This is a genomic window from Paenibacillus allorhizosphaerae, from assembly GCF_042659105.1.
Classification (GTDB): domain Bacteria; phylum Bacillota; class Bacilli; order Paenibacillales; family NBRC-103111; genus Paenibacillus_G; species Paenibacillus_G allorhizosphaerae.
In genome coordinates this window covers 1-21184 of sequence record NZ_JBHSRV010000002.1, presented here as the reverse complement: position 1 = coordinate 21184, position 21184 = coordinate 1, and the positions used below count along the sequence as shown (strand labels likewise).

Here is a 21184-nt window from a genome sequence, read left to right as displayed (position 1 = left end):
GGACCGGCACCTTTGCCGTGACCCCGCATAGCCGTCCAATCTCGCGCCTTTTTAAACAAGAAGCAGCTTTTCCTCCGCTCCGTTTACACATCTTAAGCTCGCCTTCGGCTCATCCCATTGGATTTTATTAGATTTTGTCCAGAGCATTGAGCCTTTCTTCCAAGGTCCGATCTTGCAATCCCGCTACACCCAAGGCGCACCCGTCGCATACTCCCTGCGTCAAGATTCGATACGCATAAGGGAGTTGATCCGATTGTCCAAAGCGACTTTCAGCGTTTGGTGAATATGCCGCGGCTTCAGTTTTCTGAACCCAAAAGGCATCAAGCTCACCCACAGTTTCGGATCCGGCTTAACCGGCAACCGGATACGGCCGCTATGCCTGATGCTTCCCATAGAACCACCTCACTTCCAAAGTGACGTTCCCATATATTCCTTATATATAATTTTAACAGGTAAGCGCTATCACAACAATTTGTTTTATTTTTGTTACATTACAAAAAGCAGTCATCGCAATGGAATCTATGCGACAACTGCTTTGCTCTTTCCACTCGGCACCGCACCGTAAACCGTTATCCAAAATAAGTGAACATTAGCAAAGGGTCCAATGAAGCAAAATGATTCTCTTTAGGAGGCGTTCGAAATGACAGATTGGGGCAGATGCAGTATCGGATCTCATGATCATGGTTCCTTATCTTTATGGAAAAATCTGCAGACGACTACCTAAACTCGAGTAAGCACCGACACATTGCAATCCGTCAGGTTTAAGTATTTGCAGGCTCTACCGTTCAAAGCTCATTCATTCTCGTAAGGCACTGGCAGCTCTTTAGCTTCCTTGGCCGACCGCTCCGTCGTCTCGATGACCGCAATGATGCGGCGGGCTTCCTCCGGTTTTACGATCAGCTCGGCCCCCCTCAACAGATAATCGGCGATGTTGTCATAGTAAGCGGATTGGCGGTCCTTCAAAAATTCCACTTCGGACAGCTGGTTTTGCCCGTCCGCGTCGGTGTACAAATTCAGCTTCCCATCTTTCGTATTGATCACTTCAACGGCCCCCTTCGTTCCCAGAATGCGGAATCGTGCCTTGCCGACGCGGGCAATGGAGGAAATCTCAACGTGAGCGATGGCACCGTTTTCAAAAAAAATCATACTGTCGACCTGATCCTCATTCGTTTTCTGGTGCCATACCCGATTGTGAATCGTCCCGCGTACCGATCTGATTTTGCCGGGAACGATCCCGAGCAAATAATCGATGTAGTGGGCACCCCAATCGTAAAACGCACCGCCGGAAATTTCTTTATTTTCCCGCCACCACTCTTTTGGAGCGCTGTAGCCGCCCATGAACATCTCCACATGGAAAATGTCACCGATCACTCCTTTTTCCATCAAATCCTTGACCGTCAAATACCATCCATCCCACCGCCGGTTATGGAAAACGGAAAGCATGAGCCCTTTCTCTTTGGCCAACTTGACGAGCTTGTCGGCATCATCGGCATGGATGCACATCGGTTTTTCCAAAATGCAGTGCTTGCCGTTTAATAGCACCTGCTCGGCTAATGCCGCATGCGTATTATGCGGGGTTATGACCGTAACGAGATCAATGTCCGGCTGAGCGAGCAAATCCTGAACGTCGGTATACGTGCGCAGACCGGGAAAATCTTGTGCCGCCTGTTCCATCCTGGCTGGATCCAAATCGCAAGCCGCCGAAAATTCAAAGCCTACGCGTTTCATGTGATTGCCGTGCGATTTCCCCATATTAAAGGCGCCGCCGTACCCGATTACCGCTCCACGAATTTTGGTTTGGTTGGTTGACATGGATTCCACTCCTTGAATACATGGTAAGAACGATACATAACTTCGCCGCTGAGGAATAATTTTCCTCTCGAATCGAACTGAACAAAATCCGTCAAGATGCTTCGCCGTTATTTAGTTATCCATCCCTCCTTCTTCCACCGCCCCGATCGAGACGCCCACAGGACCTTACCTCTTTTTACCTTCTGCTTAAACTGCTCAATAGCCTTGTTAGCCTCTCCTGCGCAGTACGGAACGGCGTATATTTCAGGAGCCCCACGGCGCATCCGGATGAAAAAATCGGACTGAATGTGCTTAGTCCACGCGGCTTTTCAAATCAGAAAACCGACAGACTCCGTAAAAAAGTATTAGATTGATCCTAGAAATTGAAACAGCAACAGTCATGGACGAGAAAATAAAGTCCTAGACTGTCGCTATTTCATTGAACTCCCTCGGTACCCGTTAGGGTTACGCGGTCTGACGGAAAAAACTTATGGCGCTCTAGCAATCCTTAAGCGGAATGGAAAATTCAACATAAAAAGGATGAAGTTCTTCATTCAAACAAAGCTCAATTCTTTGCTTAAAATTTCCCCAATTTACCATCTCTAATGCTGTCTCGATTGGAAAATATCCTACTTCTAAAGACTCAATAGTAGTTGTTAATTCTCCTCCGACTGGTCTGCCTAAAAATAAAGTGTTACAAATACAAGCACTTACATTTTGAAAAATACCACAAAACTTTGTCACTTCTATATCTATACCGCTCTCTTCCTTTGTTTCCCTTATCGCTGCATCTTTCAATGATTCACCTTCTTCAACCTGCCCTCCCGGCATTTCCCATCCTCGTTTAGGTCCTTTTATCAATAATATTTCGTTACGCTCATTAACTACAATTGCTGCCGCAGAAACTATATGCTTTGGTGCCACTTCATCGTCCTCCCTTTTTAAATAATTTCCTATTGCGGTATACTGCCCGTAAGCTTTACGACGATAGCCGTTTGTTATCAAATTTAAACGACTTTATAGCTCTTAGGATCGCTGTCACTGTTACTTAACCCATAAGTTTGCCGGTTTGGCATGCTTATGCTTCCAATTTACGACGGCAAACTTATGCTTCCAAAATGAAAAAGCCCTTGAATATCAAAGACTTTTCCGGAATAGCCAATGTGTTTTCAGACTTTCAAATAACGTTCTCCGTTAGCTTAATGACCTGATCGAGAGGGACCCTGTCGGGAACCCGACAAAAAGTTAAATTGTTATCCTAGTTCTTCAGTTTCCTTGAACAATTGACTACATCTCTGGCGCGGATGTACTCCATAGCTTCCTTTCCCTTGTTCAAGACCCTGTTAAAATGAAACTACCAATCCGCTAGGCGGTCTAGACGCAACAATACTGCCGCCTTGACTTCCCCCTCCCGGGCCCATTTCAATAGTCCAATCGCAGTAGGATAATAACGCAGGTTCATGCTCGACCACAATGACGCTGTTCCCTTGCTCGACAAAGCTTTCTAGCAACGTAATCAGCTTCTCAATATCTGGGCTGCTTAGTCCTGTGGTAGGCTCGTCCAATATGTACAGCGTATTTTCTTTCCTCGCTTTCCCCAATTCCTTGGCCAGCTTGATGCGCTGCGCTTCGCCGCCGCTTAACGTAGGAACTGGCTGACCGAGGGGAAGGTAATCGAGCCCTACCTGTATTAGTGTTTGCAGCATCTGTGAGATCGCCTTATGCTCTCTGAAAAATGGAAGAGCTTCTCTTGCATTCATCTCGAGCACATCTACGATATTTTTCCCTTGGTAAGCAATATCGAGAATTACTTTCCTGAACCTGCTCCCGCCACACGCTGTACAACACCGGTTTACAATACCAATCGCGCCCATATCCATACTTTCAACACCGCTTCCTCTGCATGAAGGACAGCCGCCTTGCTCTGTGTTAAAGGAAAAATGGCTAGCCGTATACTCTCTCGCGATTGCCTCTGGCTGCCCGGCAAAGATGGATCTTATTTTATCCCAAATACCAATATAGGCCGCAGGGGTAGAGCCTTTGCCTCGACCGATCAATTTTTGCGAAACACACACGCATTTCTGAATATGCTCCGCTCCTTCGATAACAGCCGTTTCCAATTGCTCGAATCCGGAGTCCTCGGGAGCCGCTTCTTCATCTTCGTCCTCATTCGCTTCGATGTTGACGGCATCCAGCTTCTGCTTCAGCAGCGGGACCAATGTGTCCATAATCAGAGTACTTTTGCCGCTTCCGGATACGCCTGACACTCCAACCATAATGCCGAGCGGAATTTCTACGGCCAAGTTTTTTAGATTATGGGTATTGGCATTGCGAATGACCAGCTTCTTGGTGGAACTGCCGACTTTTCGATATTCGTGAGGGCCTTTGGAAAGAATTCTGGCCCGTCCGGTCACGTAGGGACTCAGCACCGAAGTTTCCGATTGAAGATAGTGCTCCAGTGTTCCTTGAAAAAGCACTTCGCCGCCCTGTTTGCCGGCAGACGGTCCCAACTCCACGATATAGTCAGCTTGCTTGATGACGTTGATATCGTGCTCCACGACAATGACCGTATTTCCTGAGTAGGTAAGCTGCTTGAGCTTATTAAGCAGCGACTGCTTCTCCCTTTCGTGAAGCCCTGCCGTCGGTTCATCGAATACATACAACAGCGAATCAAATTTGGATTCCAAATGGTACATCAAATAAAGCCGCTGCAGTTCGCCCCCGCTCAGTGTCGGGATACTTCTCAGCAGTGTGATATGAGAGAGCCCGACTTCGATAAACAAACGAAACAGAGCTGATAACCTTCCGAGGGTACGCTGTCCGACGACGGAATAGCTCGATTTGTCGCGGTTTAATTTTGTAAAAAACTGATCGAGCTCGGACATCGTCATTTCACAGAGCTCGCGAATATCTTTGTCACCTATATAGGTATGTCTCGCTTCATCGCTCAATCCTTTTCCATAACATGTTACGCATTTGAATTTGGAGCACCACGCCTGTTCGAACTGAGCTCTGCTCTCTGGCTTTCTCCTCATCCTGCCTTTAATGAAATTCATAACTCCCTCGTAGGAATCTGTCCCCCATAAAACTTTGTGTCGTATATCCTCCGGCAAATTAGCATATACGGCATTACGCCAATCAATCTTGTTTTCCTTCGCCAGATTCATAAGATACTTATCCAACTGTGCGCTTACATTTGAAACAATTTTGCTCACGGTACGATTCGGATCTTGAATAATCTTGTCGGCATCGAGCTTGGAGAAGTATCCGCTACCGCCGCAATCCGTACATCTTCCGGCAGCGGAAGCATGGAACGCAAAGTGGTCTGGGCTTAACTGGGTTCGTTCGCCGTCAGAACCTCGGCCGTCAAGGGAGTAAAGCCATTTGAGATCGTGCAGCGCTTTCGTTTTAGTACCGACGATGCTTCGGGGGTTGGATTGTCTTATTTTATTTTGCTCAACGGCAATTGCCGGTGGGAGGCCTGCAATCTCATCGAATGGCTCCTTTTCCTCTACGGCCTCGCCGCGCAGCGTTTGGCCGATGGATTGCAAATATCGCTGTCTTCCTTCTTCATACAGAACGTCGAAGGCTAGAGAAGACTTTCCCGATCCGCTCACACCTGTAAATACGATAAATTTCCCTTTTGGTAGGGTGACATCAATATGCTTTAAGTTATGTATTCTTGCCCCGATTACTTGAATATGGTCCATTGCCGCCTCCTTCTAGCCAATAGTGCTCGCCAGTGCTCCATTCGCTCCCGCACCTGTGCCTTACCTTCAGCCATCGCACGCATATCCTCATTAATGAGATGTCGCGAAGCATTCCATTTCTGGTTATTGTAAACACGCTTTTACTTGTTCGCTCCAAATCGCGCAGATAGCTATAGATGGGATTGTCCAACATGCCCAGCCGAGCAGCAAGCTTCTTGTTCGAGGGTTGCTTGATTGTCCGTTTACGGGGCCGTCAGGAGTGAGCAGGTTTCAAATCGATTCATACGGCAGCCTATTCATCAAGATTCAAAGCACCACACCGATATAAATTAGAATTAGTAGCGGTACAGATTAAATCGGTTACCGTCCGGATCGTATAGATGGAAGAAGCGGAATCGCCCCGGGCCGACGATTTCGGATACAGGAATACCACTTTCACGCAGAAAGGCGTGGTACGATTCGAATTCGGCCAGATCGTGAAGAACGCAATACGGCCTCGTCGGGTTGTCGAATTTATCTGTCTCCGTATCTTCCGGCAACTGCTCCAATACCCAGCGGGATTGCTCTTCATGGTGCTCTAAAGCTAACCCGAGCACTACATACCCCTCTTTCGAACGATCTTCCAATACCTCCGCACCAAGATATGTCGTGTACCAAGCGAGCGATACATACAAATCTTTTACGCCGATTCGCACCCATGAAGGTACGAATCGCGGGTGGTCGGACGAACCCGTCGGGTCACCTTCCGCTGTCAAACGGATGCCTTCCACAGTTGCCCAGAAATCGAAATAGTCTTTCCCGCCGGGGCCTGAGTAGATGCCTGATACGCGTATACCCTCCGCCTTGAACCATTCATGTGTCTCCGCCAGTTTCCTTGTCTTCCAGCACCAGCGGACATGGCCGTCTATGGTACCGCGCTCGGCGTGATGATGTGCGAGCCGCTTTCCAGTTATAACCGACGATAACATCGTGCCGAACGGAAGACGCGTTTCCTTCATTTCTGCTGCATTGGAGTCACGCGTTACCGCGCGCGATTCGTCTTGTCTCTTCCAGCCAAAATATTTTTCAAACCATTGCAGCGCCGCTTCATGATTATCCCATAATACGTCGATATGTCCGCCGTCATACGCGATTTTCGGAATGTTACTTTTCATATGCTTCTCCTCCAATGTTCTAATTCCCTTGCGTTCTACCAGTTTCCAGTTTATTAAAACGATTGTGGCTGCCATACTTCCCACATGTTCCCGTCAGGATCAAAGAACTTTAGGTTTGGACCACATGTCATCCGAATGTCGCCTGCAATGTTCACTCCGTTTTCCTTAAAACGTTTGAAAAGGTCTTGGATGCGTGGAGTAATGAAACACCCAACTGCATGGCGTTCTCCTTTATTGTTTGTAAATCCTAACCGGCCACCTTCCGACCTTGATTCAATAAGGAACATAGCAGGAACCGGCCCCGTAGGGCCATGAGGCTTTCCGTTACGATCGGGAAATTACATGATTGCCATTTTCATCCCAGGCTCAACAGGATGGATCGTTGTAGGTTCACACCCTAAATTTTTTTGATACCATTTAATGGACTCGTAAACGTTATTAACCGGAATGTAAATACAAGTAATTACAGTAATGTCTCCTAGCTTGTCCTCAAATTTGATTTCTCCCATTTGGTTTTCGCCCCCTCCTATTGAATAAATTACCATTATCAAATGAATATATCGTACATTTGTTCCCGTGTAAACAACCTATTCAGAATAAAATTCCAGTAACTTCAATAACATCAAAGAGGAGCTACCCTCGCGGCAGCTCCACTCTATCGTACCCGTTATTTCAATAAGCCTCCGATTATTTATCAAGTATCATAAAGGTAATTCCAACAACCCCCATAACAATTACACAACTTATAAAAAAATATCCGAAATACCTTATCGGAGACGGCATTGTACTTAAATCAAGTTTCTTGGAGGACCTTCCCCTTCGATTCTCTGTGCCCCCTGCATCATTTCATTAACAACGATCCGATCATTATTTATGACTGGCTGACTGGCTGGTTGTGTTTCATGTATGTGTATAAACCCTTAAATTAGAAACAGCGGCAGTCATGGACGAGAAAATAAAGTCCTAGACTATCGCTGTTTCATTGTGCCATTCCCGACAATGGTTTTTTACATCAATTTACTGTATAGACCCTTTTTAATACTGATACTCAATATAACTGTAGATGCAGCCAGTAACCAATTATGATTCCAAATCGAATATACAAAGGCAGCAAAAAGCATTAAAACTAAAAAAATAATAGCTGGTTTAACACCAAGTTTTTTTCGAATAATACTTAAAACTACAATAAATAAAATAGCATAAAATAACAACATTCCAACAAGACCTAAATATGCAACAATCATGTACACACCACCTACTTATGACCGTTGATTATATTATAGCATTAATTTAGGATGGGAATAATGATGTAAGATTTTGGTTACGCCGAACACCCGGCAGTCTAAAATTCATTCTTCTTAATTGCCCTTCCTTTTGAAAACCTAATTTTTCATGAAACCTAATTGAAAGGTCATTAAAAGTATAGACATGAACAGTAACTTTTTGATATCCCAATTCTTTAAAGTAATATTTTAGGAGTTACTGAACTACCTCTCTACCATACCCCTTATTCCAAAAAGGTCGAGCAATGTATATACCGATATGTCCATCAGGTCCTTTTTTCGATGACTCCTCGATATGATTCTTGACGTTCTCATATGAACGAGGTAGCAATACAGCATCAACCCTTTTAATTGCATCGCTATCTACATTCCATTGAAACATGGTTTCGGCATCACTAGGTTCTATTCCCCGTAATCTTACCGTTTCACCTTGCCAAAAGTTGTAATTATCCATATTTACCATCTTTAGCAATACTTTATCGTTCCCTACATTTACCATATCTCCTTAAACAGCACCTATTGTAATTAAACTATCCTACAGGTTACTTCAACGGGATCAGGGAGCAGTTGCCGCGGCGATCTGCTCCCTGATTTTTGCGCTATCGTTCTCCGTTAGTTGAGAGCCACACGTTTATTATTCTTTATAATCTCTTACCAATTAATGCTTTTGCGATTCCGTTCGAAATATGTGTCATTGGCCGGGTCACCAGGTCCGGCTGGCCGAGTGTAATAGTGCTATCAGTTCACGGCCCGATGATGTCGCGCTTTGCCAGACATGGATCAGATAAAGGCTAGCTGTTGAAGCATCCGGTACAGCATCGCTGTGGATTCAGCTCTGGAAACGAATTGCCGCGGATGGAAGGCTCCTTGCTCATCGCCTTGGATCATGCCAAGCCCCACCGCTTCGTCTACCGCCGCCCGCGCCCATGCAGAGATCTGCCCGGCATCCGGCAGGTTGGCCGTTTGAGCGGATTTGCCCTTCGTGAAGCCGGTATAGCGAACTGCACGAATCAGCATGACTGCCAGCTCCTCCCGCGTTATGTTGCCATCCGGCCGGAAGGTTCCATCCGCATAACCTTGAATCAATCCCGCCTGAGTGGCGGTTATGACATCCGGCTCATACCATCCACCTGCTGTATCGGCGAACACAGACGCCCCCTGCGCTCCGTTCAAGCCAAGCGCCCGGACGAGCAGTGCCGCCGCCTCAGCCCGGGTAATCGACCCATCGGGGTCAAAGCTATCGGCGGAACGGCCCTGAATTACCAGCTTGGATGCCAGCAGCGATACCTCGTTCTGCGCCCAATGACTGCGCATATCGTTGAAGCTGACCGGGCGATTGAGTACGGTATACAAGCTGGTGCCTTGTCGCTTCATTACTGCTGCGGTTTCGCCGTCTTTGGTATCAAATGCCGCCGGGACAAACCGGTACTCGCTTTTCGCCTCATCCCACCAAACAGCTGTTGCTGTGACAGGAATATGGTTAACGCCCAAGGAAACGGTTCGTTCCACGTATTGTCGAAATGCCGGGATGGAAGCCGTCTTGCCCGCTCCATCCGAAATGCGCACTTCAAACCGTACATAATCCGATAAGCGCTCCGCATCCGTTAGCCTTGACCCGGAAGGGGCGGCCGACCGGTCCATTACAATCTCAAAATGCAGCCCGTCACCCGACAAGCTTGCCGCAGCGGCCGCTTCTTGCAAATTCAGCTCGCTTAGCGGGATCTTGAAAGACATGGACTTCGTTTGAAATACCAGAAGGCTGTCGGGCCGTATCGTTCTGATTTGCTTCAGCACGTCTCCCGGCAGCAGGAAGCTTCCTCCTTCGGAGCCGGTGTTGATTGTAACTATCCCTTCCTCGATTCGGGACACGCTTGCCTCGATTTCTTTAAGAACACCGTCCGAAGTAAGCAGGGTCATCCGGAAATCCGTCCCCGCTTGAGGCTCCGCATTGTCGGGAGAGGCCGCCCCTCCGGAGCTTGAGCCGCTACGATCCGGATCCGGATCTGTCACGATAACCATTGCTTGCGCAGTCAGTCCGCCGTAGGTTGCGGAAACGACCGTTTGTCCGGGAAGCAACCCTGTCAGCTGCCCTTTTGCATCCACTCGAGCGTAAGCCGAATCCAATATCCGATAGGCCGCCTGAGAGGAGATGATTACCCGCGTTTCATTCCCATACACGGCCGTCAACACGGTGTTCATGCTTTGTCCTATTTGTATCGTATATAGCGGTTCGCTAAAAGTTAAGGCGGATAGGATAGGGTTGTCCGGATTGCCTGGGTTCACCGGGTTGGATACAAGGACGGTAGCCCGCGCGGTCAGATTGTTATAAACCGCGGATATAACCGTTTGCCCCGCCGATAAGCCCTGAATCATCCCTTGGCTGTCTATTTGGGCGATCATCGGCTGCTCCGATGCGAAACGGACCCCCTCTGATAACCGGTACGTCGCTCCGTCCGAATAGGTGATCGAAACTACCGTCGATTGCGTTTGTCCGATTAAAAGCGAATAGCCGGCTTCGGTAAACATCAGGCCCGACGGCACAGCTGCCGATCGGATCACCTTTAGGTTAAAGTTTTTTTCGGCTGTCGCAGCGCCTTTCACAATCGTGGCCGTCAGCAGCACGTCTATATCCGATTGAACGCTTCCCGGTCTTTGAATATGTCCGGTCCGTGGATTGATGACTGCAGGGTGCGACGAGGTCCAGACTATGCCGCTTCCCCATTCGCCCGCTGAAGGAAGCACTACCGGTTGAGTGATATGATCCGCCTGGTCCCCAGGAGTGAATCCGACCGCCAGTGCGGCTTTATCCCGTTCTACCGCGTCCGAATCCGACAAAGCCGTCGCTTTCACAACTAATGGATACTGTTTATAATATTCCGTACCGTTCGCTTGGACCGTCGCTTTTATTACGACCTGCGCATCTCCTTCGTCAAATGAAGGCCGGCTGACGCGGCCTGTTGCGGCATCGATGATATTGTTATCCGTGGAAGTCCAACTAATGCCGGTACCGGACGCATCTTGCTGAGGAAGTGTGAGATCCGCCGTTACCCCGTCATCCTGGTCTCCTCCGGCAAAAGTAATTTTCGGCGGTTCGTATACCGCAAGGGTACCGGATTGAAGCACTGCATCATAATTGCCAAGCCTGTGGTCCGGGTCGGATAAGACGGCGGTGATCGGATATTTTCCCGGCGGACTGTCAGCATGAGCGTAAGTGCTGTAAGTGACGGTAGTGGCGTCCGCACCTTTCAGGCCGGTTACGGTTCCGCTAAACGCTGGATTAGGAAAACCCGCCCATCGAAACATATCGATAGGAGTAACCGACAGCCTCGCTTTCGTTACCGTCAGCGTGCCCTTGGTGTTCGTCACGCTGTAATTGCCCAGCTTCGCATCCGGGTCCAACAGCGTCGCCGTGATGTCGTAGCTCCCGACTGCGCTTGACTCCGTCGCCACCGTCGCGTACACGGCCGTAATCACGTCGCCATTGCGCACGCCCGTGATCACGCCGCTCAGCGCCGGATTCGACGCGCCGTATTCCCGCGACACATCCGACACCTTGACCATCAGTGACGCCAGAGTTACCGTCAGCGTACCCTTGGTGTTCGTCACGCTGTAATTGCCCAGCTTCGCATCCGGGTCCAACAGCGTCGCCGTGATGTCGTAGCTCCCGACTGCGCTTGACTCCGTCGCCACCGTCGCGTACACGGCCGTAATCACGTCACCATTGCGCACGCCCGTGATCATGCCGCTCAGCACCGGATTCGACGCGCCGTATTCCCGCGACGCATCCGACACCTTGACCGTCAGTGACGCCAGAGTTACCGTCAGCGTGCCCTTGGTGTTCGTCACGCTGTAATTGCCCAGCTTCGCATCCGGGTCCAACAACGTCGCCGTGATATCGTAGCTCCCGACAGCGCTTGACTCCGTCGCCGCCGTCGCGTACACGGCCGTAATCGCGTCGCCGTGACGCACGCCCGTCACCGTACCGCCCAGCGCCGGATTCGATGCGCCGTATTCCCGTGACGCATCCGACACCTTGACCGTAAGCGGCGCCGGGGTTACCGTCAGCGTGCCCTTGGTGTTCGTCACGCTGTAATTGCCGAGCTTCACATCCGGGTCCAACAGCGTCGCCGTGATGTCGTAGCCCCCGACACCACTAGCCTCCGTGGCCGCCGTCGCATACGCGGCCTTAATCAAGTCGCCGTTTCGCACACCCGTCACCGCGCCGCTTAGTGTCGGATTCGACGCGCCGTATTCGCGCGACGCGTTCGACGCTGTGACCGTCAGCGGCGCCGGGGTTACCGTCAGCGTGCCCTTAGTGTTCGTCACGCTGTAATTACCCAGCTTCACATCCGGGTCCGCCAGCGTCGCCGTGATTTCGTAGCTCCCGACTGCGCTCGACACCGTAGCCGCCGTCGCATACATGACCGTAATCGCATCTCCGTTGCGCACACCCGTCACCGCGCCGCTCAGCGCCGGATTCAACGCGCCATATTCTCGCGACGCATTCGACGCCGTGACCGTCAGCGGCGCCGGGGTTACTGCCAGCGTGCCCTTGGTGTTCGTCACGCTGTAATTGCCCAGCTTCGCATCCGGGTCCGTGAGCATCGCCGTGATGTCGTAGCTCCCGACTGCGCTCGACAAAGTAGCTGTCGTCGCATACATGGCCGTGATCACATCGCCGTTGCGCACACCCGTCACCGTACCATTCAGCGCCGGATTCGACGCGCCGTATTGGCGCGAAGCGTTCGACGCTTTAACCGTAAGCGGCGCCGGGGTTATCGTCAGCGTGCCCTTGGTGTTCGTCACGCTGTAATTGCCGAGCTTCGCATCCGGGTCCGTCAGCATCGCCGTGATGTCATAGCTCCCTACTGCGCTCGACACCATAGCCGCCGTCGCATACGCGGCCGTAATCGCGTCGCCGTTGCGCACGCCTGTCACCGTACCATTCAGCGCCGGATTCAACGCCCCGTATTGGCGTGAAGCGTTCGACGCATTAACCATAAGCGGTGCCGGGGTTACCGTCAGCGTGCCCTTGGTGTTCGTCACGTTGTAATTGCCCAGCCTCGCATCCGGGTCCGACAGCGTCGCCGTGATGTCGTAACTCCCGACTGCGCTCGACACCGTAGCCGCCGTCGCATACGCGGCCGTAATCGCGTCGCCGTTGCGCTTGCCCGTCACCATACCGCTCAGCGCCGGATTCAACGCGCCGTATTGACGTGAAGCGTTTGACGCTTTAACCGAAAGCGGCGCCGGCAAGACTGTAAGAACTCCTGATTCATAAGTGGTTTCGTACTTATTCGTTGACAATCCTGATGGCGTAACGACATAACTTCCTATGGAGCTGGAAGTCGACGCAACGGTGGAAAACTGCAAGCTTCCTAATGAGGATAGGGAGTCCCATGCCATCACCCCTGTATAACTAGCGCTGAAGCTTGGATTGGCATCCCCATATAGACGCGAGGTATCAACCATTTTCACAGTCAGCGGTCTTTTGTTTATAGCTACGCTTTGACTGGCGTTCGAGCTTTGATAATAACCCTGCCCGGCGTAAGATGCCGTTAAGGTGTAGCTATCTGGGGACATATTGACCGTGTAATTAAGCTTGGCCGTTCCCGTAGCATCGGTTATAGCCGTGCCGATCGCCGTCCCCCCAAGTGAAAAGGAGACTGATTGGTTGGCAAAAGGCTGTCCGCCATTCGACAGCGCCGCCGTGATTTGCGCGGTATCTCCATAACGAATAGGCGCCTGATTCATCGACATTGCGGTCGTATAATCTCGTTTCGTATCCGCAACATAGGTCCGAAATAAGGTATCCTGAGAAGACTTCCATGCAGAAGATTGATACATCAGCCCTCCGGCATAGGGATTCCCCGGATCGATATCCACCCAAGCGGCCCCCGCCTCCGTTGTCGTCAATCGAATCGTATACTGTTGGCCTGCTTGTACCTGTACTCCGTCCCCAAACGTCACAAGCTTCCATGACAAAAGCCCCGATAGAGAAGAAATGGGAAATGAGGCCGAGCCTAACGCGGTACCGTCTACGCTTTCCCCTTCCAGAATGTCTACGGTTACGCTGCCGCTAGCTTGACTCACGAACCGAAACATGTGCAATTCGATATCGTGCAGCCATCCGCTTCGTCCGGCGGTGAAGCTCTGCCCTATCGTGCTGTCCAACGATACCGGATATACGCCTCCCCTTTCGTCAACTTGCTGATCCGGTGCATCTTGAGCTGCAACAGCGTCGTCGGCACACCATGCCAGGTAACCGGCGAGTCCGGCGACCAATAACAGTAATTTGATGCAATAAATCGAATAGAAACGAAACCTGCCGAACCAATCGCATTTCGTCAATGGTTTATTCATAAATCTACAAATTTCCCCCATCCCGTGAACATGTAGATTCATTTTAACGGCATCTCCATTAAAAACCAATTAACAAAAGTTAATTGGTAGCGTTTTTTGTCGAATATATAGTTTGATGAATGATAAAACAACACCTGCTGACCGAGAACGCTTGATCCACTCCAGATCTGAAGGAATGCACTGCCGCCTGACGACGGTTTGCGCATCGGCCGGTTTCGTCAAGTCGACTCTGATCCCCCAGTGGATTCTCAAACCGTCGAAGATCGATCAAACCAAAATAAACGTTTCCGGAATTGGTCAACCAATAAAACGTGAATTGTGACACTGGCTTGGCCTTTAAATCTCGTGACCCCTTTTGAATATATAAAGGAAATGGCAGATCAATGCCAAAAAAGCAGGGGCCTTTTCGCCCCTGCTTTCAGCATTCGTTTGCCTTCTCAAGCGCGAAGTTTGACGGGCTGCCCGATTTTGACCGACTCATAGCCAGCCAAAGCGACTTCCGCCGAGCATAAACCGTCCACGCCCGAAATCGGTGCCGGCTTGCCTTGGAGCAGCGCATTCACGAACGATTCGATCATATAATGATCCATCGAGTCTCCCCATGGCAAATATTGGCCTTTGCCGACTTCGTTGCTGTACATTTCCGTTTTTTGGGCAAAGCTGTCGACCGAGATCGTCCCTTTCGTTCCGACGATTTCCATCGTCACGTCCCCCCACGTCGGGAACGCCTTCGGCCGCGACCAGCTCGTGTCGAGCACGCCGACGGCGCCGCTTTCGAACTTCACGTGAATCATGCCGGCATCGTCGACTTTCAAGTTCTCATGGAACAGCGTCGCCGCATACGCATATACTTCCGTCACTTTCGAGCCGGTAAACCAGTTCATCAGGTCCATGACGTGCACCGTATGATCAAGCAGTGCGCCGCCGCCTGAAAGCTCAGGTTCAACGAACCAGCTGCCCGGCATCGTGCCCCGGTTCGTGCCTTTGATCGCCAAGATATCGCCAATTTCGCCGCGATCGACGGCCTTCTTTGCATTGACGACCGCAGCCAGGTAACGACAAGGGAACGCGGTGAACAGCTGCACGCCGTTCTCTTCGCAAGCCGCGATCATCCGCTCCATCTCGGATACAGTAATGCCGAGCGGCTTTTCGCAAATGACATGCTTGCCCGCCAGGGCCGAATCGATCGTATGCCGGGCGTGGAACGCATTCTCCGAGCAAATGACGACAACCTCGATATCCGGACGCGCTAGCAAATCGCGGTAGTCCTCGTAATAGGTAAGACCGTTCTTCTCGACGACCTTCTCTACGCGGCTCTTCTCCGAGTCGGCGATGGCGATCACCTCCACTTGCGGAAGCGCCATCAGCCCGCGCAAATAGGAATGAGCATGGCCATGGGCAAAGCTGATCATGCCAACTTTCAGCTTGTTCATCTCGATCCCTCCCGTACACTGTTATCGAACATGACGGCTTTGCCGGTACGCGACGATTCGACGACCGCAAGACCGATTTCGAGCGCTTTGTATGCGTCATGCGCCGTTACGACCGGCTGCCGGTTTTCCCGGATGCAGTCGATGAAATGTTTGATCTCCAGCTCGAACGGACTGTGATAGCCCGGGCTTTGCGGAACTTCGACGAATGGGCCGCCCGCGTTGTCGGCGGACGCTTTGCGAACTTGCAGGGAAACCGATTTCGAGCTGTCGCTGCGTATGACGCCGCCGCTGCCGGCGAATTCGGCCGCTGTCGTAAACGGTCCCGGATAGCCCCAGTGTGCTTCGACGTTGGCGACCGCGCCGCTTTCGAAAATAAGCGTTGCCGAAGCGTAATCCACATTTCCTTCGAGCTTGCGCAACCCGTATACCGAACGCACCTCGCCAAGCGACCAGCGCAGGAAGTCGAGATCGTGAACCATCAAATCGATCACGACGCCGCCGCTCTTGTCCTCCTCCTTGAACCAGGGACGACGATCGCCTGGATGACCGCCGATCCGTTTCAAATGAGCAACGCCTATACGGCCGAGTGCGCCTTGCGCGATTTTATTTTTCATTTGAACATACTCGGGGAAGAAGCGAACGACATGGCCGACAAACAGACGAACGCCGTTTTGCTCGCATACGCGAATCATTTCGGCGGCGTCCTGCAAGTTCAAGGCGATCGGCTTTTCGCAAATGACATGCTTGCCCGCTTCGGCCGCTTTGATCGAGAACGGCATGTGCAGGTGGCTGGGCAGTGTCACGCTGACGACGTCGCACCCCGATTGCTCCAGCATGTCGTCGAATGATTCATACGGCTTCGCGCCTGTACGTTCGGCCATTTTCCGCAAATGATTCGGATCGATGTCGCATGCGCCGACAATCGTAACGCCGGGAATTTTGGCGTAGCAGCCCGCATGAACATTGCCTAGGCCGCCGCAACCGACGATTGCTACTTTCATGGTTGTCCCTCTCTTCGTTTCGTTATATGATATCCTCAAGCCAACGATACAACCTTTGCCTACGTTACGTATATGCCGTCATTTGTCGGGTTTGTATCCAATTTTGTCATGACTAAAAGTGCAGGTGTCGTAGATCATGGATATATACAAAGAACCGATCCATTACCAGAATCCGGTGCTGTGCATCAAAGTTTGGCAATTCGAAGCACAAAAAACAGCTCCGTCCGCGCCAGCCCAAAACGTTCGCTGGCATTATCACAAGGAAGTCGAATTCATTCTCGTACGGCAAGGGGTTCAAGAGCTGTATACCCCGAGCCATTCGTACACGCTGCATCCCGGAGACGTCGTCGTCGTCGGCTCCTCGCAGCTGCACCGATCCCGCTTCGTCGGCAGCGAGAAGGTGGTGTACATCGTGCTTCACGTCGACCTCGAACCGTATTTCGATGCGGCGATGATGCGGTATTACCGCCATTTCTCGGAGGTTCATCATCCGCTGGAGGAGCTGAACTACATGTTCCGGGAAAACGAGAACGCTCGCTCTGAGGTCGGTCGAATCATCGAACGGATCCACGATGAAATTATAGGCAAATCGACCGGCTACGAAATAGCCGCAAGCATGCACATTAGGCATTTGCTGCTGACTCTGCTTCGCGGGGACACCCGGGGGCTACTGCAGGCGCACGATTCCGTCGATCTCGGCGTCATGAAGCCGATTTTGGATTACGTGGATGATCATTTGGCAGAAAAAATCGAGATGGAGAAAGTAAGTCAAATCGCCGGAATGAGCTACTTTTATTTCTCGAAATATTTCAAAAAATCGATGGGTGAATCCTTTACGGATTATGTGAACCGAAAACGGATTGCCAAGGCGGAGCGACTACTTGTCATGAGCGGTCAAAACGTCGGCGACATCGCCAGAGCGGTCGGCATCGAAAATATGGCCCATTTTTACGAGTTGTTCAAACGATTCAACGGCTGTACGCCAAAGCAATATTTGAGCAAAATCGATGGAGCCCGATAAGACCGCGCTTCGATACGGAAGCTTTGCACTGGAATATATTCCGGCCTAAAGCTGTTGAAACATACGGAAACAAGTGATAATACTATGAGAACATCATTCATAATTAGGGAACTTCATTTTGAGGGGGGTACGCATGAAGCCAGACAGTCGTTTTACTTTTCCTTGAAACGTTTTATTCATATGCCTGCCTTGCTCCCGCTTGCATCGGGTTGCGACACAATAAAAACGCAGCCAAATGCAAATCTTCGGCTCATGCTAAGTGACCATCACGCACAAGCTTTTCGTCCTCCGCGAAATCGAATCGAGATGATGACAAAGCCTGTTAATTCACCATCTGCTCGTATGAAGAATATTTCGCATTGCGGATCCTCAAACCAGCCTCAGTAATTGAGATTCGAAATAAATGATCCATTCTCATTTATCTTGAAGCTATTGAATTCTGAAAGATCATAAGCAGCAAATCCCAAGATTTTTTAATGTACCTAACCCTCTTCCATAATTTCTTCCAACATTATAATCACTCCATCATAATCGTGAAGTGATTGAGCTATCGTATCCGTAGTTCAACTGTCATAAGATAATTTTCCTACTTCAAGTGGCCCATTTATCCGAAATCTGGCATCTTTTATGATTTCCTCAGCGAGTTCATCAGGTGGCTTACGATCGGCGTCCAGCAGGAATGGCTCATTGGTCGGCGACGTCATCAACTTATCCCGAAGGAAAAGCGAACGGTGGATATATTGCGCATCTCCTCGCTGATTGAGTCGGGCGGTAAGGGTGTCCGGTTCTGCATGCAGCACAACATAGTGGAGAGTCGCATCGAGATCAGATAGCTGGTCATAGAACCATTGCAGTTCGTCTTCAACGACGAAATCGATAACAACGTCTAGCCTGTCCTGGAGCAAGTTTCGCGCCACCGCAACGATATTAAGCCAAGCCAGCCGGAGCCGTTCCTCCCAGGGCGGCTCGGTTTCCCCTCGGTAGATATGGAGAAGGAGATCACCCTCAATCAATGCACATTGGTTCATCGCTTCGGCAAGAGTCTTGGAGACGGTTGATTTCCCTACGCCAAGTGGACCAGAGATAAGATAGACTGCTACTGATTTTTTGATGAAATGCATAAGATATTTCCTTCCTTCCCCCGTTGTCGTATCCCGCTATCGTTCTCCGTTAGCATTCCTGTAGAGCGTTAAATTTCCGCTTTGCAAAAAAACGAGCGCCTCGGTACGATGGAAGTACGCAACGGGTCATAGCCCTAAAAATTCCATCATCCAGGAGGACGCTCTATTATGAAGTTTAAATCGCAATCGAAACAAAATCAACTTATTGAAAAAATTACCGCTCAGCATCTGGTAGTTGGAATCGACATTGCTCAGCAAACACATGTCGCTCGTGCTGTTAACTTTCGAGGAATCGTGGTCGGTAATCCCCTATCCTTTTCGAATGACGAAGAAGGTTTTCAAATCCTTCTTCAGTGGATTCAATCGTTGCAATCTACTCACGCTTTAACGGCCGCTATTGTTGGAATGGAGCCTACCGGGCACTACTGGATTAACCTATCCAACTGGCTCTCAGATAGCAGCCAGCTTGAAGTCGTTCTAGTCAATCCACATCTCGTGAAAAAGAATAAGGAGAACCGCGACAATACGCCCTCTAAGAGCGATAAAAAGGATGCCCTAGTCATCGCTGACATGGTCAAAAACGGCTACTACTCGTTCATTCGAAATACACCAGAAGCATTTGAAGAACTACGTGTTTTTCTCTCAAACCGCGACTCTGTCGTAACGAGACTCGTTAGTGCGAAGAACCAAATCCATCGCTGGGTCGACATTGTGTTCCCTGAACTGCGACAAGTCTTCAAGAACATCATGTGTACCGGTTCATTGGCCACACTTCATCTTTTCCCTATGCCCGAAGAATTGTGTAAGCTTCAATCTTATGACGTCTTACAAGGTTGGAAATCACTAATGAAACGACATTCTGGTGATCGAAAAGCTCGAGCTCTTATCTCTCTTGCTGGCCGTTCTGTTGGATCTAAGCAAGCGTCGCATGCCTACAAACTTCATTTGAAGCAACTTCTCGATGAGTACGATCTTGCTTGCCAACAGCTAAAAACGGTAGATATGGAGATTGTTGCCGTTTTAGAACGTATTCCTTTTGCGAAATCAATGCTTAATGTCAAAGGGATCAGCGCCATTTCACTAGCTGGTATTCTAGGTGAGGCAGGAGATTTAAGCGGCTTTGTGCACGGCAATGCCTTGCTGCGTCATGCTGGTCTCAACCTTGCAGAAGCAAGCTCAGGTAAATGGACCGGACAAATGAAGATAAGCAAGCGTGGGCGCTCTCGTCTCCGGCGATTTATCTTCATGATGACTATGAGTTTAGTCGCGAATAATTCGGAGTTTAAAGTCCTGCATGCCTACAATGTACAGATAAAGAAGATGAAGAAAATGAGGTCCATTATGAAGCTGTGTGGCAAATTAGCCAGAATCTTAGTTGGAATGGCTCGCAGCGGCGAAGCCTATAACCCTCCTAAAACGTTGCCTATTCAGCAAGCAGCTTAACTTATATTCTACCGTTTCGTTGTACAAGTTTTGGCTTATTCGCAGGATTTCAAAGAAAGCACGGAGTACCGGATTTATTAAACCAAAGGGCACCGACCCGTACCGTTAGCAAGACCGGCCTCCACCCCTTGGAAAGGCGTAACGAAGGAATGAGAGGGCATAGACCCGTTGAGACATGGGAGTGAAAACCTCCAGGGGCGGCGTGGAGAAAGCGTGCAGTAAATGGAAATATTTGGGACGGCCGTGCTCCCCCTCTATTCCCGTACGCCTTCACGTTGCCGAAGTCTAACACGGAGTTCCCCTCTTTGTCTTTCATCCTTAATCAACCGGGCGAAATCCTGCGAATAAGCGAGAATTCGTGAGAAAACTAAATCATACCGAGGGAGTTATATAAATTTGTTGTCTGTTTTTATTGAGTGTCTTCGTCGCTTTTGTACTCCAAAATATCACCTGGCTGACAATCCAAAGTCTTACATATCGCTTCTAATGTTGAAAAACGAACCGCTTTTGCTTTCCCATTTTTCAGAATGGAAAGATTCGCCATAGTAATTCCAACCCTCATTATTTTCGCCTCTATGGTGATCGCCGTTTTTGCTGCTGTTCTCCAAAGACTTTTACAAGAAGCTATTAATATAAAATCAGAAAATGATTTAACGGTCTGAGGTGGAGCATGGCAATTATTATTAATATTGATGTGATGTTAGCAAAACGAAAAATGAGCGTAACGGAGCTTTCGGCAACGGGACACTATTGGCTCAATTTTTCGAAGTGGCTTGCGGATCGCCAGTTTGAAGTCGTTCTCGTGAACCCGCATCTTGTGAAAAAGAACAAAGAAAATCGTGACAACACGCCTTCAAAAAGCGA

Annotated in this window: 14 protein-coding genes and 4 pseudogenes; 4 read left to right on the top strand and 14 right to left on the bottom strand. The window is 49.8% G+C overall.

Going from position 1 to position 21184, the window contains the following annotated elements:
* Positions 1 to 160: 160 nt before the first annotated feature.
* The 12 genes and pseudogenes from ACFQI7_RS08850 to ACFQI7_RS08795 all read right to left on the bottom strand — a co-directional run.
* Positions 161 to 393 (bottom strand): annotated as a pseudogene (locus ACFQI7_RS08850) (hypothetical protein); the annotation flags it as partial.
* 399 nt (positions 394 to 792) lie between these two features.
* Positions 793 to 1812, bottom strand: coding sequence for a Gfo/Idh/MocA family protein (locus tag ACFQI7_RS08845; protein ID WP_218099412.1), 1020 nt, complete (start codon positions 1810 to 1812; stop codon positions 793 to 795).
* A 477-nt stretch (positions 1813 to 2289) separates the two neighbouring features.
* Complete coding sequence (locus tag ACFQI7_RS08840; RefSeq protein WP_218099411.1) at positions 2290 to 2715, bottom strand: NUDIX hydrolase; 426 nt, start codon at positions 2713 to 2715, stop codon at positions 2290 to 2292.
* Between the two features lie 419 nt (positions 2716 to 3134).
* Positions 3135 to 5501, bottom strand: a complete 2367-nt coding sequence (locus ACFQI7_RS08835) for an excinuclease ABC subunit UvrA (protein ID WP_218099410.1) — start codon at positions 5499 to 5501, stop codon at positions 3135 to 3137.
* A gap of 335 nt (positions 5502 to 5836) precedes the next feature.
* The gene (locus ACFQI7_RS08830; RefSeq protein ID WP_218099409.1) at positions 5837 to 6655 is read right to left on the bottom strand and encodes a VOC family protein; all 819 of its coding nucleotides are present in this window, start codon (positions 6653 to 6655) and stop codon (positions 5837 to 5839) included.
* 53 nt (positions 6656 to 6708) lie between these two features.
* Positions 6709 to 6942, bottom strand: coding sequence for a VOC family protein (locus tag ACFQI7_RS08825; protein ID WP_377516761.1), 234 nt, complete (start codon positions 6940 to 6942; stop codon positions 6709 to 6711).
* A 51-nt stretch (positions 6943 to 6993) separates the two neighbouring features.
* A complete protein-coding gene (locus ACFQI7_RS08820) occupies positions 6994 to 7164 on the bottom strand; it encodes a hypothetical protein (protein WP_218099408.1) in 171 nt (56 codons plus the stop codon).
* Positions 7165 to 7662: 498 nt separating this feature from the next.
* The gene (locus ACFQI7_RS08815) at positions 7663 to 7899 is read right to left on the bottom strand and encodes a hypothetical protein (RefSeq protein WP_218099407.1); all 237 of its coding nucleotides are present in this window, start codon (positions 7897 to 7899) and stop codon (positions 7663 to 7665) included.
* 235 nt (positions 7900 to 8134) lie between these two features.
* On the bottom strand, positions 8135 to 8437 hold the full coding sequence (locus tag ACFQI7_RS08810) for a GNAT family N-acetyltransferase (protein WP_218099405.1): 303 nt from the start codon (positions 8435 to 8437) through the stop codon (positions 8135 to 8137).
* Between the two features lie 281 nt (positions 8438 to 8718).
* Complete coding sequence (locus tag ACFQI7_RS08805; protein WP_377516760.1) at positions 8719 to 14301, bottom strand: MBG domain-containing protein; 5583 nt, start codon at positions 14299 to 14301, stop codon at positions 8719 to 8721.
* A gap of 437 nt (positions 14302 to 14738) precedes the next feature.
* Positions 14739 to 15734 carry a Gfo/Idh/MocA family protein gene (locus ACFQI7_RS08800; protein WP_218099402.1) on the bottom strand — a complete coding sequence of 332 codons (996 nt, stop codon included), beginning with the start codon at positions 15732 to 15734 and terminating at the stop codon, positions 14739 to 14741.
* Positions 15731 to 16735, bottom strand: a complete 1005-nt coding sequence (locus ACFQI7_RS08795; protein ID WP_218099401.1) for a Gfo/Idh/MocA family protein — start codon at positions 16733 to 16735, stop codon at positions 15731 to 15733. Before ACFQI7_RS08795 ends, ACFQI7_RS08800 begins: the two co-directional genes overlap by 4 nt.
* A 136-nt stretch (positions 16736 to 16871) precedes the next feature.
* Between ACFQI7_RS08795 and ACFQI7_RS08790 the strand changes: the two genes are divergently transcribed.
* On the top strand, positions 16872 to 17756 hold the full coding sequence (locus ACFQI7_RS08790; protein ID WP_218099400.1) for a helix-turn-helix transcriptional regulator: 885 nt from the start codon (positions 16872 to 16874) through the stop codon (positions 17754 to 17756).
* Positions 17757 to 18319: 563 nt separating this feature from the next.
* Here ACFQI7_RS08790 and ACFQI7_RS08785 read toward each other — a convergent pair.
* Positions 18320 to 18877: an AAA family ATPase gene (locus ACFQI7_RS08785; protein ID WP_218099399.1), complete on the bottom strand. Its 558-nt coding sequence runs from the start codon at positions 18875 to 18877 to the stop codon at positions 18320 to 18322.
* Positions 18878 to 19045: 168 nt separating this feature from the next.
* Here ACFQI7_RS08785 and ACFQI7_RS08780 point away from each other — a divergent pair, with 168 nt between their 5' ends.
* A complete protein-coding gene (locus ACFQI7_RS08780; protein ID WP_218099398.1) occupies positions 19046 to 20320 on the top strand; it encodes an IS110 family RNA-guided transposase in 1275 nt (424 codons plus the stop codon).
* Between the two features lie 409 nt (positions 20321 to 20729).
* Here the strand turns inward: ACFQI7_RS08780 and ACFQI7_RS08775 are convergent.
* Positions 20730 to 20882, bottom strand: a pseudogene (locus ACFQI7_RS08775) (helix-turn-helix domain-containing protein); the annotation flags it as partial.
* Here ACFQI7_RS08775 and ACFQI7_RS08770 point away from each other — a divergent pair.
* Together ACFQI7_RS08770 and ACFQI7_RS08765 are read left to right on the top strand one after the other, a co-directional pair.
* Positions 20863 to 20982, top strand: a pseudogene (locus ACFQI7_RS08770) (DUF2975 domain-containing protein); the annotation flags it as partial. The pseudogenes ACFQI7_RS08775 and ACFQI7_RS08770 overlap by 20 nt on opposite strands.
* An 8-nt stretch (positions 20983 to 20990) precedes the next feature.
* Positions 20991 to 21184, top strand: a pseudogene (locus tag ACFQI7_RS08765) (IS110 family transposase); the annotation flags it as partial.

Excerpts from the sequence above, each read along its gene's own strand:
- ACFQI7_RS08825 (WP_377516761.1), bottom strand. The coding sequence starts at position 6,942 with ATGTTCCTTATTGAATCAAGGTCGGAAGGTGGCCGGTTAGGATTTACA.
- ACFQI7_RS08785 (WP_218099399.1), bottom strand. The coding sequence starts at position 18,877 with ATGCATTTCATCAAAAAATCAGTAGCAGTCTATCTTATCTCTGGTCCA.
- ACFQI7_RS08835 (WP_218099410.1), bottom strand. The coding sequence starts at position 5,501 with ATGGACCATATTCAAGTAATCGGGGCAAGAATACATAACTTAAAGCAT.
- ACFQI7_RS08820 (WP_218099408.1), bottom strand. The coding sequence starts at position 7,164 with ATGGGAGAAATCAAATTTGAGGACAAGCTAGGAGACATTACTGTAATT.
- ACFQI7_RS08830 (WP_218099409.1), bottom strand. The coding sequence starts at position 6,655 with ATGAAAAGTAACATTCCGAAAATCGCGTATGACGGCGGACATATCGAC.
- ACFQI7_RS08805 (WP_377516760.1), bottom strand. The coding sequence starts at position 14,301 with ATGAATAAACCATTGACGAAATGCGATTGGTTCGGCAGGTTTCGTTTC.
- ACFQI7_RS08795 (WP_218099401.1), bottom strand. The coding sequence starts at position 16,735 with ATGAAAGTAGCAATCGTCGGTTGCGGCGGCCTAGGCAATGTTCATGCG.
- ACFQI7_RS08815 (WP_218099407.1), bottom strand. The coding sequence starts at position 7,899 with ATGATTGTTGCATATTTAGGTCTTGTTGGAATGTTGTTATTTTATGCT.
- ACFQI7_RS08810 (WP_218099405.1), bottom strand. The coding sequence starts at position 8,437 with ATGGTAAATGTAGGGAACGATAAAGTATTGCTAAAGATGGTAAATATG.
- ACFQI7_RS08800 (WP_218099402.1), bottom strand. The coding sequence starts at position 15,734 with ATGAACAAGCTGAAAGTTGGCATGATCAGCTTTGCCCATGGCCATGCT.
- ACFQI7_RS08780 (WP_218099398.1), top strand. The coding sequence starts at position 19,046 with ATGAAGTTTAAATCGCAATCGAAACAAAATCAACTTATTGAAAAAATT.
- ACFQI7_RS08845 (WP_218099412.1), bottom strand. The coding sequence starts at position 1,812 with ATGTCAACCAACCAAACCAAAATTCGTGGAGCGGTAATCGGGTACGGC.
- ACFQI7_RS08790 (WP_218099400.1), top strand. The coding sequence starts at position 16,872 with ATGGATATATACAAAGAACCGATCCATTACCAGAATCCGGTGCTGTGC.